Annotated in this window: 12 protein-coding genes and 1 pseudogene; 4 read left to right on the forward strand and 9 right to left on the reverse strand. The window is 60.5% G+C overall.

Annotated elements, in window-relative coordinates; translation table 11 throughout:
* Positions 1-13 precede the first annotated feature (13 nt).
* Entirely contained in the window at positions 14-3,790 is a 3,777-nt protein-coding gene (hrpA, locus tag HNQ65_RS21735; protein WP_184342980.1) for an ATP-dependent RNA helicase HrpA, read from the forward strand.
* A 3-nt stretch (positions 3,791-3,793) separates the two neighbouring features.
* Here the strand turns inward: hrpA and HNQ65_RS21740 are convergent, their stop codons facing one another.
* Entirely contained in the window at positions 3,794-4,096 is a 303-nt protein-coding gene (locus HNQ65_RS21740; protein WP_184342982.1) for a hypothetical protein, read from the reverse strand.
* Positions 4,097-4,169: 73 nt separating this feature from the next.
* Between HNQ65_RS21740 and HNQ65_RS21745 the strand changes: the two genes are divergently transcribed.
* The gene (locus tag HNQ65_RS21745; protein WP_184342984.1) at positions 4,170-5,885 is read left to right on the forward strand and encodes an amidohydrolase; all 1,716 of its coding nucleotides are present in this window, start codon (positions 4,170-4,172) and stop codon (positions 5,883-5,885) included.
* A gap of 54 nt (positions 5,886-5,939) precedes the next feature.
* Here the strand turns inward: HNQ65_RS21745 and HNQ65_RS21750 are convergent, their stop codons facing one another.
* The 6 genes from HNQ65_RS21750 to trmB form a co-directional block, all read right to left on the reverse strand.
* Positions 5,940-8,762 carry an AAA family ATPase gene (locus tag HNQ65_RS21750; protein WP_184342986.1) on the reverse strand — a complete coding sequence of 941 codons (2,823 nt, stop codon included), beginning with the start codon at positions 8,760-8,762 and terminating at the stop codon, positions 5,940-5,942.
* Between the two features lie 4 nt (positions 8,763-8,766).
* Positions 8,767-9,918 carry an exonuclease SbcCD subunit D C-terminal domain-containing protein gene (locus HNQ65_RS21755; protein WP_184342988.1) on the reverse strand — a complete coding sequence of 384 codons (1,152 nt, stop codon included), beginning with the start codon at positions 9,916-9,918 and terminating at the stop codon, positions 8,767-8,769.
* Between the two features lie 58 nt (positions 9,919-9,976).
* Positions 9,977-10,516 (reverse strand): hypothetical protein, encoded by a 540-nt coding sequence (locus HNQ65_RS21760; RefSeq protein WP_184342990.1) that lies wholly within the window; start codon positions 10,514-10,516, stop codon positions 9,977-9,979.
* Between the two features lie 41 nt (positions 10,517-10,557).
* Complete coding sequence (locus tag HNQ65_RS21765; protein ID WP_184342993.1) at positions 10,558-16,686, reverse strand: tetratricopeptide repeat protein; 6,129 nt, start codon at positions 16,684-16,686, stop codon at positions 10,558-10,560.
* A gap of 116 nt (positions 16,687-16,802) precedes the next feature.
* Positions 16,803-17,492 (reverse strand): rhamnogalacturonan acetylesterase, encoded by a 690-nt coding sequence (locus HNQ65_RS21770; protein ID WP_184342995.1) that lies wholly within the window; start codon positions 17,490-17,492, stop codon positions 16,803-16,805.
* A gap of 9 nt (positions 17,493-17,501) precedes the next feature.
* A complete protein-coding gene (gene trmB / locus HNQ65_RS21775; protein WP_343076577.1) occupies positions 17,502-18,101 on the reverse strand; it encodes a tRNA (guanosine(46)-N7)-methyltransferase TrmB in 600 nt (199 codons plus the stop codon).
* A 126-nt stretch (positions 18,102-18,227) separates the two neighbouring features.
* Here trmB and HNQ65_RS21780 point away from each other — a divergent pair, with 126 nt between their 5' ends.
* On the forward strand, positions 18,228-18,752 hold the full coding sequence (locus HNQ65_RS21780; protein ID WP_184343000.1) for an FmdB family zinc ribbon protein: 525 nt from the start codon (positions 18,228-18,230) through the stop codon (positions 18,750-18,752).
* A gap of 58 nt (positions 18,753-18,810) precedes the next feature.
* Here HNQ65_RS21780 and HNQ65_RS21785 read toward each other — a convergent pair whose 3' ends face one another.
* The gene (locus tag HNQ65_RS21785; protein WP_184343003.1) at positions 18,811-20,157 is read right to left on the reverse strand and encodes a LysM peptidoglycan-binding domain-containing protein; all 1,347 of its coding nucleotides are present in this window, start codon (positions 20,155-20,157) and stop codon (positions 18,811-18,813) included.
* Between the two features lie 216 nt (positions 20,158-20,373).
* Here HNQ65_RS21785 and HNQ65_RS21790 point away from each other — a divergent pair, with 216 nt between their 5' ends.
* On the forward strand, positions 20,374-21,024 hold the full coding sequence (locus HNQ65_RS21790; protein ID WP_343076580.1) for an N-acetylmuramoyl-L-alanine amidase: 651 nt from the start codon (positions 20,374-20,376) through the stop codon (positions 21,022-21,024).
* 8 nt (positions 21,025-21,032) lie between these two features.
* Here the strand turns inward: HNQ65_RS21790 and HNQ65_RS21795 are convergent.
* Positions 21,033-21,470 (reverse strand): annotated as a pseudogene (locus tag HNQ65_RS21795) (hypothetical protein); the annotation flags it as partial.

Raw genomic sequence — 21,470 nt, forward strand, 5'->3', positions numbered from 1 at the left:
CCTTTTTCGCCCCATGCCGCAGATCAGCTATCCCGCAGACCTTCCCATCACGGCCCGCCGTGAGGAGATCATCGCGGCCATTCGTCAAAATCAGGTCGTCATCCTCGCGGGCGAAACCGGTTCAGGCAAAACCACCCAGCTGCCCAAGATGTGTCTGGAGGCCCTGCAGAACGACATGCGCGGCCAGATCGGCTGTACCCAGCCGCGTCGAGTGGCAGCGATGAGCGTGTCCAAACGCGTGGCCGAAGAGCTGAACGTACCCTGGGGCAGGGAGGTGGGCTGCAAGATGCGCTTCAGTGACGACACCAGCCGCGACACCCGCATCAAGTTCATGACGGACGGCATCCTCCTCGCCGAGATCCAGAGCGATCCCATGCTCCGGGCCTACTCCGTCCTCATTCTCGATGAAGCGCATGAACGCTCCCTGAACATCGACTTTCTCCTCGGCTACCTTGTCGGCCTCCTCAAAAAGCGCCCCGATCTCAAGCTCCTCGTCACCTCCGCCACCATCGACACCGAGGCATTCTCCGCCGCCTTTGGTGGCGCTCCCATCATCGAAGTTTCTGGGCGCCTCTATCCCGTGGACATCCGCTATGCACCTCTTGAGGGCGGAGAAGATGACTATGGCTTTATCGACGGTGCCGCCGCCGCTGTGGAAAACGCCCTCATCGAGACGGATGACGGCGACGTCCTCGTCTTCATGCCCACCGAGCGCGACATTCGTGACACGCGCGATCTGCTCGATGGCCGCCTCGGTGCCGGCTTTGAAGTGCTCGCCCTCTTTGGCCGCATGGCCTCCGCTGAGCAGCAGCGCATCTTCCAGCCTGGGCGCAAACGCCGTGTCGTCATCGCCACCAACGTCGCCGAAACTTCCATCACCATTCCGCGCATCCGCTATGTGGTGGATACAGGACTCGCCCGCATCAGTCGCTACAATCCCCGCACCCGCACCAAGCGCCTGCCCGTGGAGCCCGTCTCTCAGAGCAGCGCCAATCAGCGCGCTGGCCGTGCAGGCCGTGTGCAGGACGGCATCTGCATCCGCCTCTATTCGCAGGAAGATTTCGAAAAGCGCGACCGCTTCACCATGCCGGAGATTCAGCGCGCCAATCTGGCCGAGGTCATCCTGCGCATGAAGGCCTTTAAGCTCGGCGAGATCGAGGACTTCCCCTTCATCAATCCTCCGGTCAGCGCCGCCATACGCGCCGGTTACGACCTTCTGCACGAACTCGGCTCGCTCAGCGAGGTGCACGAGCTCACACCGCTTGGTCGCGAGCTTGCCCGCCTCCCGCTGGATCCCACCCTGGGCCGCATGCTCCTTCAGGCCCGCACCGAAAAAGCCCTGCCAGAGATGCTCATCATCGCCGCAGGCCTCAGCATTCCTGATCCACGTGAGCGTCCCGAAGAAAAGCGCGAACTCGCCAACGCCGCGCACAAGGCCTTCGCCGCTCCCGATTCCGATTTCCTAACCCTTCTCAAAATCTGGAACGCCTCTCCCGAGCCCACAGGCAACTCACGCAATGCCCTGCGTAAATTCTGCAAAGGAAACTTCCTCTCCTTCACTCGCATGCAGGAGTGGCGCGATGTCTGGAAACAGCTCTGCGACTCCTTCAGCGACGATTTAAAAATCAGCCCCGGTCCCAGGGAGCCACAGCGAAATCAAAATCAGTCCGCTTCATCCTCGGACGATACCAGCGGCCTGGACCAGGCCACACAAAACGCCATCCACCGCTCCATCCTCGCAGCCCAGCTCGGCCACATCGCCATGAAGGAGGAGCGCAATCTCTACAAGGCTGCGGGCAATCGCCAGGTCTGCGTCTTCCCCGGCTCAAACCTTTACGAGCGCCGCGAGAAAAACGGCAAAGGCAAGCCCGGCCAGGACAAGGGGCGTCAGCCACAGTGGATCGTCGCTGGCGAGATCGTGCAGACCTCGCAGCTCTTTGCGCGCACGCTCGCCCGGATTGATCCCAACTGGATCGCCGAACTCGGCGTGCATCTCTGCCAGTTCAAATACAGCGAACCGCATTGGAATCTCAAAGCCGGGCGTGTTCTCGTCACGCAGCGCGTTCTCATTCACGGGCTGGAGGTGAGACGTCAGCACATCGACTTCCTCAAGGTCGATGCTGTCGCGGCCACGCAGATGTTCATCCGCGCCGCGCTGGTCGACAGCCAGGAAGTGCCCATCACCCAGCGCTTCTACACGCACAACAACAAGCTGCGGCAGAAGATCGAGACCATGCTCACCCGCGTGCGCAGCAATCGCGTTTATGCCATCGAGGAGCGTCTCTTCCGCTTCTACGACGAGCGCATCAAAAACGTCTCCTCCATTCACGATCTCAACCGTCTCGTCAAAGAGCACATCGAGGAGCAGCCGGATTTCCTCTGTGCCACCGAGCACGACCTCACCGCCGGCGAAGAATTCGAGGCCGACCTGCAGATGTTCCCCGATCAGGTAGCTCTGGCAAACACCGCGCTGCCTGTCACCTACAACTACCAGCCCGGAGAGGAAACCGACGGCGTTACTGTGCGCGTGCCAGCCCAGCTCGCAGGTCATCTCACCACCGGTCAGATTCAGTGGATGGTGCCCGGCATCCGGGAAGAACTTGCCAACGTCATGCTGCGCGCGCTTCCCAAAGTCATCCGCCGCCAGTTGATGCCCATAGACCCGAAAGCCAAGGAAATCGCCGCTGCCTTCGATCCTGGACGCGAAGACTTCCATACTGCGCTCGCCGATTTCATCACGCGCCGCTACCGCATCCATGTTCGTGCGGAAGACTGGCCGCCACAGAGCCTGCCTGCGCACCTGCAGCCGCGTGTCGAGGTGCTCGATCCCAAAAAGAACACCGTCATCGCCGCCAGCCGTGACCTCGATACCATCCGCACCACCGTGCAGAAGCAGGACGCGCGCTCAGATGCCTGGGATAAGCTCCTGCCGCGTGTCGAACGCTTCGCCCTAAAGACCTGGTCCTTCGGCGACCTGCCCGAAACAATCGTCGTCGAAGAACTCAACGGCACCCCCATTCTCGGCTACCTTGGCCTCGTCTTGCGCGAGGGCGAGATCGACGTCCGCCTCTTCCGCACCTCCGCCGAAGCCGCACGCGGCACTCCCGCCGCCGTTCGCAAACTCGCCGAAAACACCCTCAGCAAAGACCTCGCCTGGCTCCCCAAAGAGCTCCGCAGCATCGGCGGCACTGCTCCGGCCAAGCCCCAGCAGCCCGCCAGCTTTCAGGCCGCACTCAGCCAGCTCAATGCTCCCGTTGCGGCACCCGTGTCCAAACTCGCTCAGCAGGCCCACGAGCACATCCTCGCCCACATGCTGCGTCTGCAGCCCACCTTCCCTCTCACCCAGGAGCGCTTCTTCACACTCTGCGAAACCGTCCGCCGCGAGCTGCCCGCAGTTACTCATCGCGTGAAGACTCTCTTCACCCAGCTCCACGACCTGCGTGCCAAACTCCTCGCCCTGCCCAAACGCTACCCCGGCCTCGAGCAGGACATCGCCCGTCTCATTCCCGCCGACCTCCTCGCCACCACTCCGCACGAGCAGCTTCAGCATCTGCCGCGCTACTTGAAAGCCATCCAGATTCGCAACGAACGCTGCCTCGCCAATCCCGCCAAGGACATCGAAAAATACAACTTCATCGCCGACTTCGACGGCTGGCAGTCCCACGTGCCCAAATCCCAGCATGAAACCTTCCGCTGGATGCTCGAAGAATACCGCGTCCAGATCTTCGCCCAGGAGCTCGGCACTGCCCAGCCCGTCAGCGCCAAGCGCCTGGAGGCCATGTGGGTGTAACACTCAGTTGCTACGACCGCGCACCTCCTTGCACTTCCGGTCATACGTCCGCACATCCCCCGCTTCTGACACCGTGAAGTTCCCGCCCGACACACTTCGCACACTCACCCCAATGGCGCTCATGCTGCCAATACGTTCGCATTCCTGGTCATAGGTGCGGATCCAGCCACCCTCCACCGTGACGAAGAAATCGGAGGTGAACCCAGCTATTTCCACCCGCTTGTTTGGCATGCGTCCCACGCACTGGCTGCTTTCATCATACACCAGGATCTGGGACTCTTTGTTTTCGATATTCGAAATGGCCATTGCTGGCCTCAACCAAGCACGGGCTGACGATTCAGAGAAGCACAAACTGGATTTTTGCGACGTTGGTATGCTGATGAAACTCGCGCTCCTGTTCACCGCCCTGGCATCTGTCTCCCTGCCCGCCGCTCCGGCTCTGATCCTCCATCATGGCAAGGTCGTCACGGTCGATAAAAACTTCAGCATCGCCGAAGCCGTGGCCATCAATGCAGACGGACGCATTGAGGCTGTCGGCAGCAATGACGACGTACTGAAGCTGAAAGGGCAGGGTAGCCAGCTAATCGATCTCGGCGGCAAAACCCTCCTCCCCGGCCTCATGGACTCCCACGTCCACCCCGGCGCCGCCATGATCGAGTTTGACCACGAGATCCCCACCATGGAAACCATCGCCGAGGTGCTCGCCTACCTCAGCGAACGCGTCAAAGTCTCCAAGCCGGGCGATCTCATCAGCGTGCGGCAGATCTTCATCACACGGCTGGAGGAGAAACGTTACCCCACGCGCGAGGAGCTTGACCGCATCGCACCCAACAACCCTGTCGTCTTCTCCACGGGGCCGGACTCCATGCTCAACAGCCTCGCGCTCAAGCTCGGCGGTTACAGCCGCGACTACAAGGTGCCCGCAGGCAGCGCCGGTAAAATGGAAGTGGATGTCCTGGGAGAGCCCACCGGCCTCCTCCGCAGCCTCAGCCACAACGTCAAAGCTCCCACTTCCACAAAATCCCCCACCGCCGAAGACACCTACCGCCGCACCGTGGAACTCTTCCACGATTACAACTCCGTGGGCCTCACCACCGTGGCAGATCGCGACTCCAGCCTCAAGCAGTGCGAGCTCTACCAGAAAATGCTCGCCAAGGGCGACCTTACCGTTCGCATGCGTCCTTCTCCCGGCATTCCTAGCATGAGCCTCTGGCCTGCCTGTGAAAAAGCCATCGACGAAGTCATCCAGCATCCGCTGACCAAGGAAGACCCCATGCTTCAGATCATCGGCACCAAAGTCTATCTCGATGGAGGCATGCTCACCGGCAGCTCATGGATGCTTGAGCCCTGGGGCATCAGCGAAGCCTACGGAATTACCGATGCGCAATACCGCGGTGTGCAGAAAATCCCAGCCGACCGCCTCAAACAGCTCGTCGAAAAAGTCACCGACTCCGGTCTTCAGTTCACCGCGCACAGCGTCGGAGATGCCGCCGTGCAGCTCCTCATCGACACCTACGAGGCCGTCGATGCACAAAGGCCCGGCAGCGTTCGCGCCGCGCGCAGCAGTGTCACCCACTGCAATTTCATGCATCCCGACTCCATCGCCAAAGCCGCCAAACTCGGCGTCTGCATCGACCTGCAGCCCATCTGGCTGCACATGGACGGGCGCACGCTCACGGGCCACTTCGGCTCAGAGCGCATGTCCCGCTTCCAGCCACTCCGCGCCTGCTTCGATCAAAAAGTCATCGTCGGCGGCGGCAGCGACCACATGCAGAAGATCGGTTCCTTCCGCAGCATCAATCCCTACAATCCTTGGCTCGGCATGTGGACCTCCATCACCCGCAAGGCTCGCAAGCTCGACCAGCCCGTCCACGCCGAAAATGCCCTCACCCGTGAGGAAGCCATCCGTCTCTACACTTCCAACAACGCCTTCCTCCTGAAGTCCGAAAAAAACACCGGCAGCCTTGAGCCCGGCAAACTCGCCGACATCATCCTCCTCGACCGCGATCCTCTGACCTGCCCCATCGACGACCTCGTGCAAACCCAAGTCCTCAAGACCTGGCTCGGTGGCAAACTCGTCTTCGAGAAAAAGTGATGTGGGCACTCTTGCCCGCACGATGAAGGGCACCTCAAGCCAGCGTCCCATCCTTTACGTCACCACCTCGATCCGGCTCGTCCCTCCCACGCCCCTCACCACCCGCACCTGTGTCGTCAGCCGCTCCTTCAGCAGCTCCACATGCGAGATTAGCCCGATCGTCTTCCCACGCGATCTCAGATTCTCCAGTGCGCTCAGCGCCACCTCCAAGGTCTCCGAATCCAGCGTGCCAAAGCCTTCGTCAATAAACAGCGAATCAATCGGGTGATGCCGGCTTGCCAGTTCGCTCAGGCCCAGCGCCAGCGCCAGGCTGGCCAGAAAGCTCTCACCTCCAGACAGGCTCTCCATCGGCCGGTCCACATTGGCCTGATACAGGTCAACGATGCGCAGATCCAGTTCATCACCCTCTGCCGCCATCAGCCGGTAGCGCTCAGCCAGCACCTTCAAATGCTCGTTCGCCAAACCGATGAGCTGTTTCAGCGTCAGCGACTGCGCGAATCTCGAAAACTTCGCCCCATCTGCCGACCCGATCAGCTCCTTCAGCCTGCCCCAGCGCAGCGCCTCGGCCTCCGCCGCCTGCAGCTCAGCACCGCCTGACTCCCGCCGCTTCCGAGCCTCATCATCACTGCGCACCTGCTGTTCCAGCGAGCCCAGTTCCGTGCGCTTGGTTGCAAACTCATCATTCAGTCGTTTTGCGTTCGCTTCCAGTTCCTCCAGGGCATTCGTATCCACCACGCTCTGGCCGGCGAACGGTTCCCGTCTCGCTTCCAGCTGCTCCAGCTTGGCTGCTGACGCTGCGATCTGAGTTTGCAGGGCGTTCTGTTTCGCCTCTGCATCTCGCCATCCTTTTTCCATCGCGGCCACACGTGCTTCATGCATATGCCGGTCATCGCTCAGCGTTTTGCCGCCCAGCAGTTCACCCAGCTTTGCCTTCAGGGCATCCGCTTTGGCCCGCAGCGTTACTCCCTCGTTCTTCAGTTCCTCCAGCCGCTTCGCCTTCGCTGCCTCCTCTTGTCTGGCCAGCTGGACGTCTCCTTCGATTTTCTGCCGCTCGCCACGCTTCTGCAGCGACTCGTCACGCCTCCTGGCAAACACCGCCGCACGTTGTTCCAGCGCACCAAGTTCGCGCTCCGCTTCCTGCGGTGTGGCCAGTTCGTGCAGATGCTTGAGCGCATGGCTGTTTTGAACCACATCGCGTTTCAGCTTTTCGTCAGCGCTCCATTGCTCCAACACTTCTTCCGCTGGCGCTTCGAGTTCACTCACGCGTTTCTTGATTTCCTCGATTCGCTTCCGCTCCGCAGACGTCTCCGCTCCATTCTTCGCGAGCTCACGCTCCAGCGCGATCAGCCCGCGATTGGCATTCTCACGCTGTTGATCCATCCCATTTAGAAGCTTTCGGGCCGCTTGGAGCTGCGACTCAAAATTTGTTGCCGCATTGGCAAACGGATGCTCCAGCGCTCCGCATAGCGGGCAGGCCTCTCCGGGTTTTAAATCCTGCCGGTGCTCATCAAATCCCGCCACTTGCTCGGCATGCCGCACCAGCTCCCGCTGTGCTTCCAGCGCCTTAGTCAGTCGTTCCAGCTCTGTTCGTGCCTTCTCCGCCTTGGCCGCTCCTTCCGTGCCTTGCTGCACTAGCGCTGCCATGGCTGCTTCCGCCTTGGACAGGTTTTGGTGCATTGTGGTGGCCTCCGCATGGCGCTTGCGTCCATCGGCCAGTTTCTCAAACACAGCGCGCCACTCTCTCACTGCGCCGCGCAGCTTCGGCAGGGCCTCGCCCAGTTCCGCATCACCTGCGTTTTGCTTGAGCCACGCCTCCAGCGTCTTGCTGGTTTCGTCGTGCGCATGCAGGGCTTTTTCTGCGGCTTCGCGCTTGGCGGCCGTCTCCTTCTGGTCCTTGGCCCACACCTGATACATTGCCCGGCTGTCGGTCAGCTGCTTTTCGAGCTGATCGCTCTGCGCCGCCATTCCAGCCGCTTGTTCCCAGAGTGGCTCACGCTTCGTGCGCTGCAGCCGTGCTTCTTCAGCAGCAGCTTTGCTTCTGGCGGTGTCGGCGTGCAGTTTCACCTGGGATTTCTGCAACGTCTGGAGCGCCGCAGTGTGCTTCGCGATCTCAGCCACGATGCCTGCATGCTCTCGTTGCTCCCGCAGTTGCTGCGCGGTGGCCTGGCTCTCGCCTTGCAGGCGCGCGGAAGTCGTTCTTGCTTGATCGAGGCTGGTCTCCAGATTCGCCCGCGCCACATCGTCCAGCACCATCACAGCGCCCAGCCGCTCCTTCAGCGTGCGCGCAGCCTCGTCCTTCGCCTTGTGCGTCTCGTAGGCCAGCACGGAAAGATCACTGTAAATCTCCGTTCCCGTGATCTTCTCCAGCAGCTCCGCTCGCTCATTGGGCTTCGCCTTCAAAAACGCCGCAAACTGTCCCTGCGCCAGCAGCACGGAGCGTAAAAATCGCTGAGCATCCAGCCCCGTCTTCTCTTCAATGATGCGGTCCATCTCCCCCGCCTTCTCCGCAAGAATGGCTCCGGTGGCAGCATTCGCCAGTCTCCTCTCCACCGGCTGCAGCTTCCCATCCGCCTTGCCACGCGCACGACGCAGCCGCCAGATCGCCCGCAGCGTTTCACCACCCGTTTCAAAATCCACCTCCGCCAGACATTCCGCCGTGTGCCGGCTCATCATCTCATCCGCCTTGTCATTGCCATAGCGTGCTGCGCGTCCGTAGAGCGCCAGCGTCATCGCATCCAGCAGCGTTGATTTACCCGCGCCTGTCGGCCCGGTGATCAAAAAGACGCCCGCCGCGCTCAGCGGCACCGCATCAAACCTCACCTCATGCATGCCGCTGAGGGAGTTCAGGTTCTGGAGTCTGACGGCAAGGAGTCGCATGGAATTAAGCGGTGAGTTTTTGTTCCCGGATCGCCAGCAGCTCATCAAACACCGCACACAGCTCCTCACCGGCGATCTGCTTTTCCTTGATCAGTTCACGGAAGACCTCACGTGGCTGGAGTTCATTCAGAGCCGGGCCGGTATGCTGCCAGCTCTGCATCTGACTTGGCGGCAGATCCGCCAGCACTTTCAGCACCTCAAAGCGTCCGCCTGCAGCCTCTCGCACCTGCCGGTCCAGATCTGCCTCAGGCGCATCCAGCTTCACCGTCACCTCCGCCCAGCTGGCCTCTGGTACACTCGCCAAGTCCTCCGTGAGACTGGCCCTGCTGACATTCACTCGGGTGAGCAGACGCGATGTCGGAATGGGTGCGATCCGGATGTCCATGCCCTCCCCTTGCGTGTCTAGGATCACGACAGATTTCTTGTCTCCGGCCTCGGAAAAGCTCAGCGCTATCGGCGAGCCGCTGTACCTCACCGTTTCCATGCCCGCGACCTTCTGCGGCCGGTGCAGATGCCCCAGGGCTGTGTAATCAAACCCGGCAAACACATCCGCTCCTACCGCACCCAGATTGCCAATGTGGATGTCTCGCTCGCTGTCACACGTAGTCGCGCCCAGCACTGTCAGGTGGCCCATCGCAATCACAGGCCTCTTGCCCGCCGCTGCGCGGCACGTATTCAGCTGTGAAGCATAATGTCCCTGGATCGCAGCACGCACCTGCGCCTGCACTTCGGTCATGGCTTCACCGCTGGTGGCCTGTCTCAGATCACGCTCACGCAGAAACGGCACCGCCGCCACCACGGCACCTCCCAGGTCCACCACATTCTCACCCGCCTGCCCAAACACATGCACCTCAAAGCGCTTCAGCAGCTCACGTGGTGCGTTCAGATGGGAGGCGGAGTCGTGATTTCCTCCGGTGATCACTGCCTTCACAGTCTTCAGATCCGCCAGCCGCTTGAGAAAGTCAAAATACAGCCCCACCGCATCCTGCGGTGGGTTCGCAGAGTCAAAGACATCCCCGCTCAGCAGCAGCGCATCAATCTTCTCCTCATGCAGCGTCTCGATCAGCCAGTCGCAAAACACGGCATGGTCGGCCAGGCGGTCACGCTCTATGAGTCGTGCGCCCAGATGCCAGTCTGCGGTGTGGAGGATGCGCATGCGTTTGCATAAGCATGCGCACGCGACCCTGCAAGCACAGCCATCAAATTGACACGGGTCAGTTTCTGTTCAGCAGCCGTTTCACTTCATCCTCGGAATAGGCGCTCTTTTTCCCGCCTCTGTCATTGTAGTTTTCAATGATTTTTGGCGCCCTGCCGATGCTCTGTGAACGTGTCAGCGCTGAACTGGTTCCGAAGCGGCTGTCAGCTCCGCTGAAGACAGAGTTTGCCTCCTTGGCCTGCTGGCTGCCAAAGCGGGATGCATCCGCTTTGAAAGTGCTTTTCATGGCCGGGGACTGCTTGTCCCCCAGTTTATAGGTCATGTTCATGCCAGGGGCTTTGGATTTGCCAAAAATGCTCTGGCTGGTCTTGAACTCCTTCTGCCCTGCATAGGAGCTGGCTCCGCTGAAGGTTTTCGAATTGTGCGCCTGCTTTTGAAAGTACGATCCTGCGCTGCTTCTTCCCATTTTGGGATCATTCATGTACTTTTCATACCGGCTGCGCTTGCTCATGTCTGGGCCGGAGGTGGCACGTTTGGCCAGGGGGAGATCGGCACTATCCACCTTCTTTTTTTCATTGCTGGAGCATTGGCATAGCATGAGGCCGACGCACAGGCATGATAAGAATCTAAAGCGGGTGTTCATGAATGCGGGCTGGGGATTTTTTGGCGTTGTCTTGATAGAAACAAAATTTCGTGAACCACTCCTCCTGGCAGGCGGAACTTGGGAAGCTCGGATTCGACTTCTGTTAGTTTGCCCCAGGCATCATAAAGTTCAAAGATGAGCCTGGCCGCCTCGGCTGGCATCGCCCATGTCATCCGCATCAGGAAAGACTCTGATGCTTCAAATTCACGCTGCCGGATGAGAAACCGGGCCTGTTCTGCAAACAGCTCCGGCTGCAGTGCCGAGGTCTCCTCCAGATGCTGCAGGGCAGCGTTCAGCAGCTCCCGCGCCAGGCTGGCATGCCCCGTTTCTTCAAAGGCACGCACCCATTCAATGGTTTGTGCGCCGCCGGGGCTGGTGAGACGGAGCGTCTCGCTGAATAATTCCTGCACCGTGGCTTCATCTCCAAGTGCATGCGCCACGCGCACAGCCAGGGGCAGCTTGCGACCCTGTTCGCGCAGCGTGGGAATCGAGGAGACAATTTCGCAGGCATCTCTGGCCCAGGCTGCACGGCCGGCCTCCAGCATGACCTTGGCGGCTTGTTCGATGCATGTCCTGTCTTTTTCCTCCACTTTCTGCCAGGCGCTCATGAAGTCCAGGTGGGCCTCCTCCGGCACAGTGGCCGCAAAGGCGCTCAGCGCCAGAGCCGCCAGCGGACGGTCCGCCCCGGCTCGTGCTTCGGTGCGCAGAAGCGTGGCCCAGTTCGTGGCCTGCCTGCCCGCCGCCAGCTTCCTGAGCCACGCATGCATGTTTTTGAGAGTGTCCTCGTCACGAGTCGAGGTGCGAAACAATGCTGCGATCTGCGCACGCCCATGCTCGGGTGTCCAGTCGGTTCCGTCGGCCAGTACCTTGAGCTGCTCCAGTCTCAGGACAAAACGTTCATGGTCGCCTTTGATGGTGCGGTCCGCCTGGGTCAGCAGGTTCAGTGCCTCAGTGGTCCGGTTATGGGTGCGCAGGCCCGTCGCCAGCGCCACGACGCAGGGCAGGGACTTGCGCTCCACGCATAGGGTCATGAGATCACGCACGTCATCCCAGGCCTCCGTTTCGCTCGCTATCTCGCAGCGCAGCTGCAGCACCTCCTGCGCCACAGAAGCCAGCGGATCTGTCATGGGCACCTCACTCAAAACTTTGAGCGCAGCTTGCGGATGCCCAAGCCGTTTTTGAATCTGGGCACGATGCAGGGCGGCTTCGATGTCGATATCGGTGCCCGCCTGATCATTCGCCACATAGGCGGCATGCAGCCTGTCCCAGGCAGATAGGGCGGCCTTGTCGTCCTGCATGCGTTCTAGCAGCAGTCCCAGCTCCCGCAGATAGGAGGCCTCATGCGGCCGTCGCCTCTCCAGCACCTGGGAGAACTGTTCGCGGAATCCCTGACGGCGCAGCTCGTCCAGGTTGAAGCTTCGGGCAAGAAAAAGGGCATGCTTTTCACGCAGCGTATCATCTCCTGGTTGTGGCGGTTTGAGAGGAGGTTCGGCCAGCAGCAGCTTGAGGGAAAAGCTCAGCCCTGGCTCGACTTCCATTGAGGTCTCACAAACGCGCAGCAGCCACAGCGCGTAGTCCGGATTAGACGGCGCCCGGTCCGGCAGCATGGCATAGAGATCGATGGCCTCGCGCATCATGCCGGCGCTTTCCAGGCGGCTTCCCAGGTTCCCGAGTGTGTCCACCGAATGCTCGGTCCGCAGATCCACTGCTGCGATGTGTTCCCTGATGAGACGTCTCCGTGTGGGATAATCCTCACCACGTAGCTTGCCCAGCAGTTCATTAATCCGCCATTCACCAAATTCGGAATCCGAACGCGGTCCCAGCATGGACGCCTCGTAGTGTTTTGAAATCGTGCTGTTGGCGCCCCGGGCCACAGTGCCCAGGCCCTGCTGTGTCAGCAGCGCCTGGATCTCCTTGGTCTCCTCCCACAGGCTGCGCAGATGGGGCGGCTCCTCGTAGCGCGATGAACTCTGCGGCAGCATGCTGCCTTTGCTGTCAGAAAGTTCGCGCTGGGCCAGGAAGGGGCCGGACAGATATCTTCCCAAAATATCAGCCCCAGTTTGCCCAGCACCTGCCAGACCCGCGATGGCGGACTGGCGCAAAGTGGTCATCGCAGACGGCTGGGTGCGTTGCAGCTTGCGCCATGCTCCGCGCAGGGATTCCTCCCTCTGCTGAGCAGAGCTGGTGATCCGGCTTAGAGAGGTGAGGCTGAGAAGGAAGGGATCGTATGTCGAGCGGTAGTTCTCAGCCGTCACTGGGCCGCGCACTGCGATCTCCAGGTAATGCTGCGCCAGGTCCCAGCGTTCGGCGCTTTCAGCGATACGGGCTAAAAAGAGCGAGTATTCAGTCTCCATTTCAGGCGTGTTGACCGGCAGACAGGAACCCAGGGCCAGCGCCTCGTCGTAGCGTTGTTTGTCCTGCAGTTTTCTTGTCAGCTCTACCAGGGAGGAATTGCGCAGCAGCCGGCTGAGCCCCAGCTTAGACAGGCTGCCTTTCTCAAAGCGGTATTCGTTCAGATCCATGAGCATCGACACGCAGGCCTGCAGCAGCGTGGCGCGCTCGCGCATCACCTCGGCCGGCCATCCTTTCTCGCCAGCCCAGACCAGGGCGTCGTCCATGCCATGGCTTCGCAATATCAGCCACAACAGGGCGAATTTTTCCTCAAAACTTTCAGGCTCAGGAAGCACCTCCTTGAGCACAGCACGGAATTCCCTGCCTGCGCCTGCATAAAAGAGCGCCCACAGTTTTTCCACCACGTTCGCCTGCGTCTCGGCAGTCCATCGTTCGATCCATTGATGCAAGGCATCACCGCCTTTGTTTCTGCGCAGCCGTGCTATTTCTTCAATGGCTCGCAGGCGCACCAGCGCAGCATCTTCAGGCAGTTCGGCAAATTCCGCTCGCGGTTGTCCCAGATAAGCGCGGAGGGCGTCCATTTCTTTGCGCTCCAGGCCGGGGGCAAAATCCAGAAGCGAGACAAGATCGCCTGTCATCACCCCTGTGCCCGTGCGTCGGTTGTCCGTCAGCGGCAGCGGAGCGCGTGCACCGCTGATCGCATAGCCGCGCGCTTTTGCAGGCTGGGCCAGCACCGCCTGCAGCTGCTTTTCCGCCTCGGCTTCATCCGCAAATCGCAGGCATTTCAGAGCCAGGCGCAGCCTGGCACGGCTGTCCCATCCGCGCACCTGGGTCATCTGCTCATAGACACGGCGTTCAGCTTCATCCTGGCCGGAGCTTTGGTAATACTTGGCCAGCTCCTCCAGCGCTGTGACATCCTGTGAAAAACGGCTCTCCAGCCGCCGCCGCACACGGTCTGCCTCCGTGATCTGAAAGGTCTGCTCCAGCAGTTCCACCAGCCGGCGCGACTCCGCAGCGACTTCCTTTGGAGGTGCCACGGCGGCGATCTGTTTCTGGAAGTAGATCGCCGATTTCAGATCCGCCACCTTCAGTGCCGCATCACGCAGCTGGTCCAGTGAGAATGGCGTGTCTGGCGCGGTGTAATACGCCTGCTTCATGCTCGCAAACGCCTTTACATGATCTCCGCCTCGCTCATACACCTGCGCCAGCGCCTCGTGGTAAAATCCGTCAAACGGATGCCGCTGCACCCGTTCCAGCAGAGCTCGCTCCAGCATTTTGAGCCTGTCGCGCGCCACTGTGGGAGCCAGTTCACCACCACTGGAGTCCGAGAATGTCAGCCGGTCAATGCAGCGGCGCAGAACCTCACGCCGGCGCTTCACATCGGTCTCGCGTTCCAGGATCTGCGCCTGCACTTCCACGTGATCGGAGATCCGGTGCTGCCGCAGCAGAATGTCCGCATAGTTTTCCAGCAGCGGAATGGCGGATGGACCCTCCGCACGTTTCACCGCCTGCTTCCACAAGGCCAGTGCATCGTCTGCACGGCGCTGCAGGAAGTAAATTTGGGTCAGCGCAGAAAGCAGCTGGCCGGAGTCTGGATATTCGCGGTACACGCTTTCCAGCAGTTTGGCTGCCGTGACTCCCGGCGGGTGGATGGGATTGGTGCTCTTCCATCCAGGGCTGCTGGTCTCGGAGTCCGCTCGGCGCTCAGATTCCATCAGCTGCTCTGCCAGACGCAGCGTGTATCTCACCTTTCCTGCTGGATCCAGTTCCGACAGCCGGCGCAGCTGTCTCTCCAGCAGGGCAAAGTTTTCATCATCCTGCGCCAGGTCCAGCTTCAACTGCTCCACCGCCAGTGAAACCCTCTGAGGCTTTTCGGTCTGCGGATCAAACTCCAGGGCGGTCAGCAGTTCATAGGCAGCGTCAAACTGCCTCGTGCGCGTCGCCCACCAGAAGCCACGAAACCGCAAGGCCTGCGACTTCTCGGATTTAGACTCGGTCTTTTTGGCTGACGAAATGCCCGTGCGCGCAAACTCCATCACCCTCTCCGGAAGCTTTTCATGCTTGGGGCCCTCATTTTCATCGCTCGCGAAATTCATCCCCGTGAAGGCATCCGGAAGCTTGAATTCACCACTGGCCGCCGGTTTGGCCGCCGCTTTGGTGTCTCCCATGAGCACGGAAAGCATCCGCTCATCCACGTCCACGCGCTCATCGTCAGTGAGGCTCGCATGCCAGGCTTTTTCGATCCAGTCGGCGGCTTCGTCATTCTCCCCCTGCTCGGCCAGCAGTTCAGCCAGATGCAGCCAGGCATCACGTCCTGCGCCCGGCTTGGAGACGGCCTCTCGTGCCAGCATGATGGCACTGTCAATGTTGTTGCTTGCGGCGAGAAAGCTTGAGGCATCTCCCAGGCGCTTCTGCCGTTCCTCCTGGGTGGTTGCACTTTCGGTGAAACTGCGCAGCAGTTTGTCCTCTGCGGCAAGATCCCTCCGCGCCCTGAAAAAAGCGGCAAGCTCAAAGACAGCCTCTGCTTTTTGTGGATCACGCTCCACTCGTGAGCGCAGGATTTTTTCGATCACCGCATCCAGTGCTCTTGCCTGGGCAAAGCTCAGCACCTGCTTTTCGACATCCGGAGAATTTTGTGCTTCGAGGAGCTTCAAGAGACGCGCTCTGGCATTTTCGGTCGATCCGCCACGCAGATCCGCCTCGCAGCGCAAAAGCACCAGCGCGGTCAGGTCGCTTCCATCGTTTTTCAGCCGTTCGTCCAGCAGCTTGGCGGCCTCTGCCGCACCTTCATGATCCAGCAGCGTGCGCACCAGTTCCCAGCGGTAGTCTTCCAGTTGTGGCACTGCCTGCACCAGAGCCCTCAGCCAGCGTAGCTGCTCATCCGGCTCCACGGTCAGCTCAAAGAAACGTGTGGCATCCAGCAGCGCCTGTTCTGAAGGTGGGGTGTTTCGGGCCGCTTCCACCAATGTTTTGCGGAGGTCGTCCAGCAATCCGAATCGTTCGTGCAGACGCACTCTTCTGCGGAAAAAATCAAGATAACGTCCGTCTCGAAAATGCAGCAGCGCCAGCCCGTCGGTGAGCGCCTTGTCCGCCTTGGCGAACTGATCCGCATGCTCATAGATGCGCGCCAGATCATAGAGCGCGTCGAGTTTGCGCTGTGGGTCCTTCTGGTCTGCCAGCTTCGAGAAGAAACTGGCGGCACGATCAGGAAAGCCTGCTTGCAGAAGCAGTTGTGCCACTTGCCTTGCCAGGTCAATATCCTGCGGATTAAGCTTGGCCGCGCGCTCAAAGGCATCTGCTGCATCGGCGTTTTTACCACCAGCCATGGCCATGCCGCCGAGCTCGATCCACATCGGTGGGCCCTGCGGATCATCCTGCGGCATGAGCTCGGCCGCCTTTTTAAGCAAGGTGAATGCCGTGGCTGAATCCGCCATCTCGCGTGCCACTTCGGCGCGGGATTTCAGCACGATCAGATTTTTCGGATCGGTTTTGAGCAGTTCGTCGTAAAGTTGTGCGGCTTTTTTCAGATCGCCGCTGCGGCGGATAAGATGAGCCTCGACGATTTTGACCGCCGCAAACTTCGATTTTTGCGCCTGTTGCGAGACGTTTTCCACGAGGAGCTTGGTCGCGTCATGCTTTTCATAAAGAGTCCACAGCAGGTCTAGCACGCGTCCGTATTCAGGCTGCTGCACCAGCAGCGAGAGATATTCGTTGGCCAGCTTGGTCTCACGCGCAGCCCAGGGCTTCAGAGCATTCTGTGCATCTGCATTCAACGCCAATGCCGTCAGAGCCCCAATGAGGCACCTCAGCCTATGCAACTGACCTGATAACTTCACAGCCTGATCATAGACGGAATTGCCGCCAGAGCCAAGAACCGTTGCGGGGGGGCTTACTTGAGAAGTTGGGCGAGATCGGGGGCCACTTTGCGGAGTTCTTCGGCGATGATGCCGGCGATCACCTCGGCGCCGTGGGCGTTGAGGTGGGTGTGATCTGTGGTTTTTAAATCCTTTCCAGGCGGGTTAAATGTGTCGGATTCAGCAATTCCGAGCCGGTTGTGGAGCTCGACGCTGCGCGTGAAGAGGTCCACGAGCGGGACTTTTTGCTCGGCCGCCACCTCGGTGGCGGCGTCGGCCCAGGGCTTGAGTTCGCCGCGGATTTTTCCGTTATCAAAAGTGCGGCGGGCCAGGGAGGTGACGAGGATGGGTTTGGCGCCGATGGCGCGGGCTTCCTGGATGAAGCGGGTGAGGTTTTCCGGGTAGGTGGTGGCGGGGTCGGTTTCGCGTTTGGGGCCTTTGCCGGGCATGTCGTTGTGGCCGAACTGGATGAGCACGTAGGCGGGCTTGGAATCGATGACTTTCTTCCAGTTGCCGCTGTCGCGGAAGCTTTTTGAGCTCTGGCCGCCGCCGGCGAAGTTCAGGCATTCGGCCTTGGGGCCGAGGAGCTTGGCAAAGGCGGCACCCCAGCCGGCTTTGTCGGTGACGGTGGAATCTCCTGCGAGGGCGACGCGGGTGCGGGTTTCCTCGGCAAAGCTGGTGCCGAGGGAGAAGATCAGGGCAAGGAAGAGGCTGCGGCGGAACATGGACGCATTTTAACGTCCGATTCTGCGCCATCTCGCACGATGAATGGTGCGGCCCATGTTGAGCCAGTCCTGCTCGAAGTCCGTGGTGGGATAGAAGAAGGCGTCTGCAGGCCAGTCGAGGCGGGTGAACTGGTGCTCGCGTGCGGAAAAGCTGGCGAGGGCGTCCTCGAAGTAGGGCTGGTCGTCGGTTTTGAGCAGAAACTCGCCGCCATCCACCAGGATGCGGAACAGGCCGTCGAGGAACTCGGCCTGATTGACGAGGCGGCGTGGGGCGTGACCCTTCTTGGGCCAGGGGTCGGGGCAGAGCAGGTGCAGGCGTGAGACGCTGGCGGTGGGCAGCAGCCAGCCGACGGTGTAGGCGCTTTCCAGGCGCATGATGCGGGCATTGTGAAGCTGCTGCTGCTCGATCTTGCGGGAGGTTTTGACGACGCGGCCAAGCATGCGCTCCACGCCGAGGAAATCGCGCTCGGGGTGGTGGGCGGCCATGCCTGTGATAAAGGTGCCATCTCCACAGCCCAAGTCCACCTCCAGAGGGCGGGAGGTGTCGGGGAAGATCTCGGTGCGCGAGAGCTCGCGGAAATGATCGGAGGGAGTGAAGATGGCAGGCACTGCGCATGGAGTGCCGATGAATTGCGGGGCTGCCAAGTAAAGATTTACGGAGAGAGGCTCAAAATGAGGTGCTTGAGCGGGGGAAGACGGTGGTTATGTTAAGCGGCTCCCATTTTTGTCCCAACCATGCCGATCTACGAGTTCTACTGCCCAGACAATAACAAGCTGTATTCCTTCCTGGCCCGCACCCTGGCCTACCGCGACAAACTGCCGGTGTGTCCGGATGGTGAGGGGCTCAAGATGGAGCGGCGGGTTTCTCCGTTTGCCGTGATTGGCAAGGCCAAAGAGGACACGGCAGATGACCCGTTTGCCGGTGTGGATGAGTCCAAGATGGAGAGCTTCATGGAGGACATGGAGCGTGAAATGGGTGGCATGGACGAGCAGAACCCAGATCCGCGCCAGCTCGGCCGCTTTATGCGCAAGATGACTGAGATGATGGGAGACAAAACCCCGCCTGAATTGCGTGAAATGGTGCGCCGCCTGGAGGCCGGAGAAGATCCTGAAAAGCTGGAGGAGCAGTTTGGCGGCATGGATGAGGGCGAGGCAGGAGACGCCCTGTTTTCACAGATGATGAAGCGTGCCAAGGCCTCGCGAACCCAGCCGGTGCGTGACCCCAAGCTCTATGAGATGCGGGACTATGTGAAGGCGTGATTTCAAGCCGCCGCTGCGCCAGTTGATCCAATCGGACCTTCTTTTTTCTAGAACCGGTCTAGTTTTTCAGTGAGACTGCACCCATGGCAGGAACCATGATTTCGTCTCCGGGCTTGAGCATGGAGCCGGGGGCCAGGCGGTTCATTTCGCGAATGTGATCCGGCGTGGTGGTGAACTGGGTGGCGATACTCTCGATGGTGTCTGTGCGGTCCACGCGATAGGCGAGGATGCCACGATGCGAGTCTGACAGGTCAGGGGCCTTGGGAGCAGGTGCTGGCGAAGCCGGAGATGGCGCGGACGGCGTAGGGGAGAGTCCGGCAGCTGGAGGCGGAGGAGCTGCGCCCAGACCGGCTGCAGGTGGGGGCGGGCCCCCGGTGGTGCCGAAGCCAGGCAGAGGAACGGTGTCGGAGGAAGGGGCGTTGCGAGGAGCTTTTGTCTTAGCGGCTACGGTGACCTTGGTGGTGCGGCCGGGGATCTTGAGGCGCTGGCCGACAGTGATCTTGTTGACGTCCTTGATCTTGTTGGCGGTGGCGAGAGCAACAGGGGTGGTCTTGTGCTTGAGGGCGATGCCCTTGAGGCTGTCCCCCCTTTTAACCGTGTAATAAAGCGGTGCGGTGACCACGGTGGTGGTCGTGGCCGCTGTAGGTGGAGCGGCTGAAGCACCACCGGGAGTCATGGGGGTGTAGCTGGCCGTCGTAGTTTCCGGGGTGCGGTGAGGGGAGGGGATGAGGAGAGTCTGGCCGACGCTGACGTCTTCTCCTGTCATGCGGTTGAGCTGCTGGATCTCACCCACGCTGACGCGGTGCTTGGTGGCGATGCTCCAGAGGGTGTCTCCGGGACGAGAGATGTAGGTGGTGTAGGCCGCGAGATCGCTGCCACCATCGTAGCGTGAGCCGCCTTTGCCGCTGCGCTTGATGCTGCTGACATCACGCTCCAAGGCGCCGATGCGGAGGTTTTGGACCTTGTCGCTATCGCGCAGTTTTTCGACCTGGTTGGTCAGGTCGCCGGTGGGACCATAGACTTTGGGTGGAGGAGGTGGGCCTGCGGGTTTGGTGGCGGTGGGCTTTGAGCTGGATTTACCCTTTGTGGATGTCGTCTTTGGGGCAGCGGGAGGCTGATTCATGCCATAGCCAGCTGGCGGCGGGTAGGTGAAGTCAGGAGGCGGGGGATAGGTGCCTTGGTACTGAGGATGAGTGACGGGAGCCTGAATGGCAGCCGCAGACTGGCGGCTGGCCTTGGTGGAGGGCTGCCTTAGAGCCAAGCCAGTGCCTGGTGCCGGGTAGCCAGGTGGAGGGGGGAGTGTGTAGGTATTGGAAACCTGTGCCGATGCTGGCACTGCCCATGCGACGCTCCAAGTTAGGACGAGAGAACTCAGCACACGGGTGGCAAGGCATGACGTCTTCATCTAGTTATTGTAGAAAATCCGATTGTTAATTCAAATAAATATTTTAAATAACCAAATAATTTTTTGAAATTTTGTTTCTCCATTATTTCGGGCCTGCAGGCCGCAGCTGCATTTGCGGCTCTGGCAGGAGGGTTTTTTTGTCTGGTTTGGCAGCAGCAGAGGCTGGCCTCGGAGACTTTGCCGCATGACTCAATCTGGTCTGAAACGGCGCCCTTGGTGGTAGTTGATGCCGGACATGGCGGGCATGACGGCGGGGCGGTGTCTCATGGTGTGATTGAAAAAAAACTCAGTCTCGACATCGCCAAACGGCTGAAGCAGGCGCTGGAAAAGGCAGGCGTAAGGGTGGTGATGACACGCCAGGATGACAGCTACCTGACTCTGGATGAAAGAGCTGCCTTTACCTCGCGATATAAAGCGGATGCCTTTGTGAGCGTGCATCTCAACACGGACGGGGAGGGCAGCGATGCGGAGGGGATTGAGACGTATTTTGCAGCGACCACACCCTTGTCGGCACGGCAACTGGTGTCCGCCGAGGCTCTGTCCAAGAAAGAGAGTCCGTCAGCGAGTGCTGAGTTTGCTGGTGTGGTCCAGAGGCTGGTGTGCAGCACGACCAAGGCGGGAAACCGAGGCACCAAAGCACGTGACTATGCCGTGGTGGCGCGGGCGGTCTGCCCTGCAGTGTTGGTGGAATGCGGATTCATTACCAGTGCCAGCGAGTCGGTTTTGATCAAGCAGGCCGAGTATCGTGAGCGGCTGGCCGATGGCATCGCGCGCGGAGTGGTGTTGTTTTTGCAGGGGCAACCTGCCAAGTCGCCAATTGTAGCTGCGGTGGCCGGGGCTGGTGATTCTGCTGCTGTTCGTCCGTGAACTGGGGACTATCCCACTGATCGCACCCGAAGCTGACGCAGGGTGTAGAAGGGCGCGGAGGATTCTGCGAGGCGGCGGGCTCCGCTTTTGCGTCTGGGGCCAAAGAGTTCGCGCTGGGACTCGAAGATGCCTTCGACGAATTCTTTACTGCCGAGAGCGAGGCCGTCGGTGAAGTAGCGCACGCGCAGGCGTATGAGTTCGGCGGTGCTGAGCTTGCCTATCTCGGCTAGCACGGAGCGGGCGGTTTCGGTGCTGAGGCCGTGGCGTGCGAAGTTTTCGTTTTTGGCATCTTTCACTTCGCGGCCGTCGGTGTGCAGCAGGCAGCGGTAGGCTTCGGCGGCAGCGGCGCTCTTCCAGCCGTCCACGGGTTTGCCCAGGGCTTTGCAGAGGCCGCGCTGGGCTCTCCGGCTGCCACCGAGGGCTTCGGCGTAGCCGCACCAGCGGTA

The sequence above is a fragment of the Prosthecobacter vanneervenii genome, assembly GCF_014203095.1.
Lineage (GTDB): Bacteria > Verrucomicrobiota > Verrucomicrobiia > Verrucomicrobiales > Verrucomicrobiaceae > Prosthecobacter > Prosthecobacter vanneervenii.

Excerpts from the sequence above, each read along its gene's own strand:
- hrpA (WP_184342980.1), top strand. The coding sequence starts at position 14 with ATGCCGCAGATCAGCTATCCCGCAGACCTTCCCATCACGGCCCGCCGT.
- HNQ65_RS21740 (WP_184342982.1), bottom strand. The coding sequence starts at position 4,096 with ATGGCCATTTCGAATATCGAAAACAAAGAGTCCCAGATCCTGGTGTAT.
- HNQ65_RS21745 (WP_184342984.1), top strand. The coding sequence starts at position 4,170 with ATGAAACTCGCGCTCCTGTTCACCGCCCTGGCATCTGTCTCCCTGCCC.
- HNQ65_RS21750 (WP_184342986.1), bottom strand. The coding sequence starts at position 8,762 with ATGCGACTCCTTGCCGTCAGACTCCAGAACCTGAACTCCCTCAGCGGC.
- HNQ65_RS21755 (WP_184342988.1), bottom strand. The coding sequence starts at position 9,918 with ATGCGCATCCTCCACACCGCAGACTGGCATCTGGGCGCACGACTCATA.
- HNQ65_RS21760 (WP_184342990.1), bottom strand. The coding sequence starts at position 10,516 with ATGCTATGCCAATGCTCCAGCAATGAAAAAAAGAAGGTGGATAGTGCC.
- HNQ65_RS21770 (WP_184342995.1), bottom strand. The coding sequence starts at position 17,492 with ATGTTCCGCCGCAGCCTCTTCCTTGCCCTGATCTTCTCCCTCGGCACC.
- HNQ65_RS21780 (WP_184343000.1), top strand. The coding sequence starts at position 18,228 with ATGCCGATCTACGAGTTCTACTGCCCAGACAATAACAAGCTGTATTCC.
- HNQ65_RS21785 (WP_184343003.1), bottom strand. The coding sequence starts at position 20,157 with ATGAAGACGTCATGCCTTGCCACCCGTGTGCTGAGTTCTCTCGTCCTA.